Genomic DNA, 6,229 nt, shown 5'->3' on the forward strand with positions numbered 1-6,229 from the left:
TTTGACCATTTCAAACGCGCGCAATCCACTGTCGTGGATATGGCCCAGGGCCACCGCGTGGCTGGGAGCGGTACTTTCCGCCAGCCGGTGTTTGGGGTTTGACGACGCGCCAGGGTCTATTACAGAACCGGCTCATGACACGAAACACGTCCCTGCTCACCGCCATGGCACTGGTCATGGCCATGTTCGGCCTAGTGGATATCTCGGCGGAAAAGGAAATCATCTTCCCCGAAATATCGGCTCTGGCCATAGGTTTCTGGATCATGGAAAAACCGCCGTGGCGCGGAAGTCCGTTGGTCGTGTGGGCGTCGCCGTCCCTGGCCGCCCTGACCGGAGTGGCGTTGTTCAGGTACGTGCCCCTGCCGGCCTTTGTCCTGATCGGATGCGCCTTTGTCCTGGTCGTGGTTCAGCTCAAGCTGATGCGTTCGGAGGTCTTTCCGTCCATCTCCGCCGCCATACTGGCCATTCTGACCGAAACCACGAGCTGGCAGTATCCCCTTTCCGTGAGCATGCTGATGGCGGTTATCGTGCTCGGCAAACTTGCCGGGGAGCATTTCGTCCCGGACCGGATTTGGAACGCGGCGGCCGCGACGGACACCGACCCGGAAAACGGCCTTGGCTATTGGAGCAAGATTTTTTGCGGGGTTCTGGCGATCACGGCCCTTGCGCTTGGCTCCGGCCACCTGTTCATGATCGCCCCGCCCCTGATTGTCGCCTTCATTGAATTGTCCCGCCCCCACCATCCGCTGCGCCGGGCCCCGATGAAAACCGTCGCGCTTCTTTTTGCTGCGGCCATCACGGGCGTGCTCTGGTTTTATGTGATCGTCACGGCCCTCGACGGGCCGCTGTGGCTGTTTGGCGGGCTTGCCCTGGGGACCGTCTTTGTCCTGTATCGGGCTTTTGGCACTTCGTTCCCGCCGGTCGCGGCGATTGCGCTCTTGCCGGTCCTGGTGCCGGCATGTGCCTTGTGGTCCTATCCCCTGCACGTGCTCGCCGGCGCCATGCTGTTTGTATCCATGGGCGTCTTTATTTTCGATTCGTCCCAGGTCCGGGCGAGGAAATAGGTCGCGGGTTTTTTCCGGCGGAGCCGCCCAGGTGAAATCAAAAAAACCAGGACGGCGCGTTGGGCGGGGATTCAGGTATTGTCGTCGTTATTTCCCCCGGACCGGGGGTGGCAGGCATCGTAAACCCGCATGATTTGGGCCAGGTCAAGGTGGGTGTAGCGCTGCGTGGTCGAAATACGCGCGTGGCCGAGCAATTCCTGCACGCCGCGCAGGTCCGCGCCAGCCTGGAGCAAATGCGTGGCGAAACTGTGGCGCAGGGTATGCGGGCTGATGCGCATGGGAACCCCGCCGGCCACGGCCAGTTTCTTGACGATGTCATCGGCCTGCCGCCGCCCCAGACGCCCTCCCCGCTTGCCAAGAAACACGGCCTGTTCCCCGGGGCGGGGTCCAAACGCGCCCCGCTGCTTCAAATAGCGACGCAAACGCTCCACGGCCGGTTCGGTCAGCGGCGCTAGGCGCTCCTTGCGCCCCTTGCCCAGCACCCGCGCTATCCCCCGCGCCAAGTCCATATCCCCGAGATCGAGTCCCAGCGCCTCGCTCACGCGCAGGCCCGACCCGTACAACACTTCGATCAGGGCCATGTCACGCTGGCTTTCCGGATCGGACGGAACATCGACATTGACCATGTTCAGGGCCTGATCGACATTCAAAACCTTGGGCTGGAGCTTGGGGAGCTTGGGATTGGCAATGGCCGCGCACGGATCGTCCGTGACCAGGGCCCGTTTGCGCAAAAACCGGAAAAAAGAGCGCAAGGCCGAAAGTTTGCGGCACACCGTGGTCTTGGCCAGACCGCGCCGGTGCAGATCGGCCAGAAACGCGGTGATATCGGCCCTGGTGACGGCGGCTGGATGGTCCAGACCCTTGCCGCGCCGGGCCAGAAATTCATGGGCTCCGAACAAGTCCACGCCGTAGGACCGGGACGTGGCCGGTGAATAGCCCCGTTGGTCGTCCAGATAGACCAGGAATTGGTCGACCGGCTCAGGCGCCGCGCCGTTTGTCCAGGACATAGCAGCTCGCGGGATTTTTTTTGGCCTCTTTCTTCAAATTCATGGCGATTTGCGACGCTTCGCCAAAATGCCTGAGCTGGCCGTCCCGATTGAAAACCACGGCGATGGAGATGGCCATGAGGGGAAACACCTGGGCCTGGCCCCGGCGATCCACGGAATGGATGGCGCCCTGGGCCCGGTCTTCCTCGTCGTAAAAATGGGGCACGATGGAATCGAAGTTGGTGATGACCATCCGGCAGGCGCTTTCGGCCTGGTCCGGCGGGACGATGAACACAAAGTCGTCCCCACCCACGTGGCCGACAAAGGTGTTCGCGCCCATGAAGGCTCGAATGGAATTGACGATGACCCGCGCCGTCATGAGCAAAACCTCGTCACCACGGGAAAAACCGTATTTGTCATTGAAGGATTTGAAATGATCGAGATCGATGTAGGCCAGGGCAAAATCTTCTTTTCTATCGATAAGATCCTGGATTTTATGGATGATTGACGTGTTTCCAGGCAATTTCGTCAACGGGCTGGCATCGAGTTCGCGCGTGGCCCGGTGATAGGCCAGGGTCAAACGCGCCCGGACCAGGGCCGGCGACAACGGGCGGACCAGAAAATCATCGATTTCGAGTTGCCGGAAATCCTGGGCCGCCAACGCCGCCTCGTCGGGCAGGCAGAGCACCACCGGCAGCTGGCGGTACACATTTTCGCCCTTGATCAGCCGGATCAGCTCCACCCCCGGAAGGTCCGGAAGTTGGGCGTCCACCACGAGCAGGTCTGGTGGATCGGAAAAAAGATGTTCCAGGGCCGACGTGCCGCGATCGAAGCGCGTCCAGGTGATCTCGGTTTCGGGCCAGAGATCGGCCAGACAGGCCTGGAGCGAGGCATCGGCCGTGACCAGGAAAAAATGGCGTCGTTCGTTCATGGCCCCTCAGATCAAATCGATAAAATCGCCTTCCAGGCCGTCCATGATCTTGCACAGCAATTCCGGACCGATGCCCAATGCTTCCAGCACTCCGGGCTCCAAGGCGCTGATCTGGTCGTCCCCGCCGTTGCCGACCTCGAACAGACGGGAAAAAAAGTCCGCCACGTGGACCACCCGCGCGACCTTGGGATACAGCGTCGCCGACATGGGGCGATGATGGTAGGACAAGCCTTCCTTCAGGTTTGGCGGCAGATTCCAATGGGTTGACAGCCACAGGTTGACGCGGTCGTGGGCGAAACCGAGCACTTCGACTTCGGCGGCGCGGTACGACAAATCCCGCTCCTTGACCAAGGCGTCGATGGCCGCCCGGCTTTCCGGCAACTGCACGGCGGTCACGACCTTGCCGATGTCGTGCAGCAGCCCGGCCACGGCGTATTCCTCGGGGTCCTTGCAGCCGATGGCGCGGGCAATGGCCGAACTGGCCAGGGCGCAGCCCAGACTGTGTTCCCACAGCCCCTTCATGTTCTCGTTCATGACGTCGAAAACCGAGGTCGAAATGATGATGCCCTTGATGACGTTGAACCCGAGCAGAACCAGGGCGTGCTGGATGGATCCGATCCGTCCGGGAAAGCCGTAAATGGGCGAGTTGACCATCTTCAGCACCTTGGCCGAAAGCACCTGGTCGCGGGAGATGGCCTTGCTGATCTGATCCGTGGAGGAATCGGGATTGTCCATCATGGCCGCGACTTCATGCAGCACTCCGGGCAGGGTGGGCAAATCCTTGACCGCCAGGATCTGCCCCTTGTGCTTGGTCCGTAGGTCTTCTTCCATCATTCTTCTCCACTTTCGGGAACGGCCCGGGCCGCGATCACGGCGGCCCGTCCGGCAAAATGCTCGCGCACCACGGCCTTCACCTTTTGCATGTATTTGTCGTCCTTGAAATTCCGGAACAGATATTCGAGCCGCTCCAGCTTCTGGGTGGCGATCTCACCGCCCCGGCCGCCACTCAGGTCCACGGGGTTGCCCTCGACCACGATCTGCTCCACGCCCATGTTTTCAAGCCGGAAAAGAAGCTGATCGGTCAGGGCCGTGCCGGCGGCGACAAGGACCATGCCGTTGTCCTTGGTCACGGGTTTGGCCAAAACCATGTCCGCGGCCGCTTTTTGGATGGGTATCTTCTGCATCTCTCTTCTCCGGGTGGAAAATCATGTTCGCGACAGCGCATAATACATTCCGGGCAACTGTTCCACAAGGCCTTGCAATTCCAAAAGGAGCAAGGTCGAGCTGACCTTTTCCGACGGCCAGTCCAACTCACGGGTCAGGACATCGACGTGGGCCCTCGGCCGGCCCGCGAGCAGACGCGCCACGGTTCGCTGATCGGGATCGTCCGGCAGGACGGGCGTGGGCGCCACGGCGCCCGGCCTGGTTGCCTCGGTCGGGACCAAAACTGGCGCCACGGGCTGTTCCCCGGACAGGGCAAAGGGCCGAAGGCGCGCGTCCAGTTCGCGCAGGATGTCCTCGCCGTCCTGAACCAGACAGGCCCCCTGGCGGATAAGTTGATGGCAGCCCTGAAAGGTTTTCAGGTTTGCCGGTCCGGGCAGGGCGAAGACCTCGCGGTTCTGGGCCAGCGCCAGGCTGGCCGTGATCAGACTGCCGCTGCCCAGGGCGGCCTCGACCACCAGCACGCCCAGGGACAGGCCGCTGACGATGCGGTTGCGGTGCGGAAAGTTGGGCCCCTCGGGTTTGGTTCCGGGAGAAAATTCCGTCAGGATCAAGCCCTTGGACGCGATTTCCGACCACAGATCGGCATTGGACGCCGGATAGATCAGATCCAGACCCGTGCCCAGGACCGCGATGGTCGAACCCACTCCCCGCAGGGCGCCGACATGGGCGACGCGATCGATGCCAAAGGCGAATCCGGAAACCACGCACACGCCGGCCCGGCTCAGGGTGGCGGCGATGGAATCGGCCATGCCCGTGCCATAGCGCGAGCACTGGCGCGATCCGACCAGGGCCACGCCGGGCCGGTTCAGCAAGGTAACATCACCGAGATAATACAAAAAAAGAGGCGGGTCGGGGATATGGCGCAACAACTCCGGATAGCCGGCATCGGACCAGGGCAGGATGGACAGCTGCAACCGCTCGGCACGGGCGGCTTCCGCGTCGGCCTTGTCCTCCCAGGCGCGACTTCGGAAGGCATCCATGACCCTGGACGAAACCAGTCCCTTCCAGGCCGGAAAGGCCGCCACGGCGCGGTCCGCGCTCCCAAAGGCGTCGAGCAGACGTCTCCAGGTCCGTGGCCCCAGTCCTTTCGTGTGACGCAGGGCCAGGCTGGCCCGAAATTCATCCATGACGGATCCCCGAAGCGCCGACCTCGCGATATCCGGAATTTCCTTGCAACACCCGTCGCCCCAAAAGCGATGCCCTGGATTTGGGATAACGGGCATCCAGATTGTCGAGCAGACGCCGGCCCCGAGCCGGATCCCCGCTCCGAAGCACCGAATATGCCTGTTTCAGGAGCGCGTCCGGACTTTTGACATGCCGGGGATAACGGCGCACGACCTGCGCGAAGGCCTCGGCGGCCTTGTCGAAACGCTGCTGGGCGTACCAGGTTTCGCCGGTCCAGTAGAGGGCGTTGGGCATCAGCGGGCTCTGGGGGAAGGCGCGCGCGAAGGCCGCGAATTCCTCGCGGGCCTGGGCATAACGGCCGGCGTCGTAGCAGGCAAGGGCATGGGCATACCGCGCCTTGGCCGACAGGTCGGCCGGTTTGGGGGAGGAAGGAACCGGACGCGGATTCGCGGACGTCCGCCGGTCTTGACGGACAGTGACCGCCGAAGGCGCTGGAAGCGTACCGATGCCGGACTGCATGACCACGTCGGACCCGGTTTTTCCGGACGCCGCGCCCTGTTCGGATTCCGAAGAAGGCAGGATACGCTCGCGCAGCACAACGGGCACGACCCGCTGGCGAAAAACGGGCATCACGGGACGGATGAATCCAAGGTGGTGGCGATCGATGGATACTTCGGCGCGCAAAGCGAGGGCGGGCGTCGCCCGGCCCGTGTCGGCCGGCGGACAACAGAGCCGGGCCCATTCCAGGGCGGCCAGCACCGAGAGGAGTCCGGCCAGAAATCCGGCCAAAAACGGCAACACGACAATTTTTTTCATCCCCGCCCCCGAATACCACCCAAACACACCTGGGAGAAATAGGGAAGATGCCCACGATTATCAAGGGAGGCCGCCTTGCCTCT

The 6,229-nt window shown here is 62.5% G+C and carries 7 protein-coding genes; 1 reads left to right on the forward strand and 6 read right to left on the reverse strand.

Translation table 11 applies throughout. The annotated features are described in order from the left end of the window. Positions 1-134 precede the first annotated feature (134 nt). Positions 135-1,064: an HPP family protein gene (locus tag EOL86_11265; GenBank protein NCD26154.1), complete on the forward strand. Its 930-nt coding sequence runs from the start codon at positions 135-137 to the stop codon at positions 1,062-1,064. A gap of 71 nt (positions 1,065-1,135) precedes the next feature. Here EOL86_11265 and EOL86_11270 read toward each other — a convergent pair whose 3' ends face one another. Genes EOL86_11270 through ybgF form a run of 6 tightly spaced genes read right to left on the reverse strand, consistent with a single transcriptional unit; the run spans position 1,136 to position 6,146 of the window. Further along, positions 1,136-2,071, reverse strand: a complete 936-nt coding sequence (locus tag EOL86_11270; protein NCD26155.1) for a tyrosine recombinase XerC — start codon at positions 2,069-2,071, stop codon at positions 1,136-1,138. Then, positions 2,043-2,981, reverse strand: a complete 939-nt coding sequence (locus EOL86_11275) for a diguanylate cyclase (protein NCD26156.1) — start codon at positions 2,979-2,981, stop codon at positions 2,043-2,045. Before EOL86_11275 ends, EOL86_11270 begins: the two co-directional genes overlap by 29 nt. A gap of 6 nt (positions 2,982-2,987) precedes the next feature. Continuing rightward, positions 2,988-3,812 carry an HDOD domain-containing protein gene (locus EOL86_11280; GenBank protein NCD26157.1) on the reverse strand — a complete coding sequence of 275 codons (825 nt, stop codon included), beginning with the start codon at positions 3,810-3,812 and terminating at the stop codon, positions 2,988-2,990. Beyond that, a complete protein-coding gene (locus EOL86_11285) occupies positions 3,812-4,165 on the reverse strand; it encodes a hypothetical protein (protein ID NCD26158.1) in 354 nt (117 codons plus the stop codon). Before EOL86_11285 ends, EOL86_11280 begins: the two co-directional genes overlap by 1 nt. 21 nt (positions 4,166-4,186) lie before the next feature. Then, positions 4,187-5,332 carry a DNA-protecting protein DprA gene (dprA, locus tag EOL86_11290; protein NCD26159.1) on the reverse strand — a complete coding sequence of 382 codons (1,146 nt, stop codon included), beginning with the start codon at positions 5,330-5,332 and terminating at the stop codon, positions 4,187-4,189. Further along, entirely contained in the window at positions 5,325-6,146 is an 822-nt protein-coding gene (ybgF, locus tag EOL86_11295; GenBank protein NCD26160.1) for a tol-pal system protein YbgF, read from the reverse strand. The genes dprA and ybgF overlap by 8 nt, the downstream gene beginning before the upstream one ends. Positions 6,147-6,229: the final 83 nt, after the last annotated feature.

It is taken from the genome of Deltaproteobacteria bacterium, from assembly GCA_009930495.1.
Taxonomy (GTDB): domain Bacteria; phylum Desulfobacterota; class Desulfovibrionia; order Desulfovibrionales; family Desulfomicrobiaceae; genus Desulfomicrobium.

Bases quoted from the DNA above. Each gene is read 5' to 3' on its own strand.
- EOL86_11270 (NCD26155.1), bottom strand. From the start codon at position 2,071: ATGTCCTGGACAAACGGCGCGGCGCCTGAGCCGGTCGACCAATTCCTG.
- EOL86_11275 (NCD26156.1), bottom strand. From the start codon at position 2,981: ATGAACGAACGACGCCATTTTTTCCTGGTCACGGCCGATGCCTCGCTC.
- EOL86_11265 (NCD26154.1), top strand. From the start codon at position 135: ATGACACGAAACACGTCCCTGCTCACCGCCATGGCACTGGTCATGGCC.
- ybgF (NCD26160.1), bottom strand. From the start codon at position 6,146: ATGAAAAAAATTGTCGTGTTGCCGTTTTTGGCCGGATTTCTGGCCGGA.
- EOL86_11285 (NCD26158.1), bottom strand. From the start codon at position 4,165: ATGCAGAAGATACCCATCCAAAAAGCGGCCGCGGACATGGTTTTGGCC.
- dprA (NCD26159.1), bottom strand. From the start codon at position 5,332: ATGGATGAATTTCGGGCCAGCCTGGCCCTGCGTCACACGAAAGGACTG.
- EOL86_11280 (NCD26157.1), bottom strand. From the start codon at position 3,812: ATGGAAGAAGACCTACGGACCAAGCACAAGGGGCAGATCCTGGCGGTC.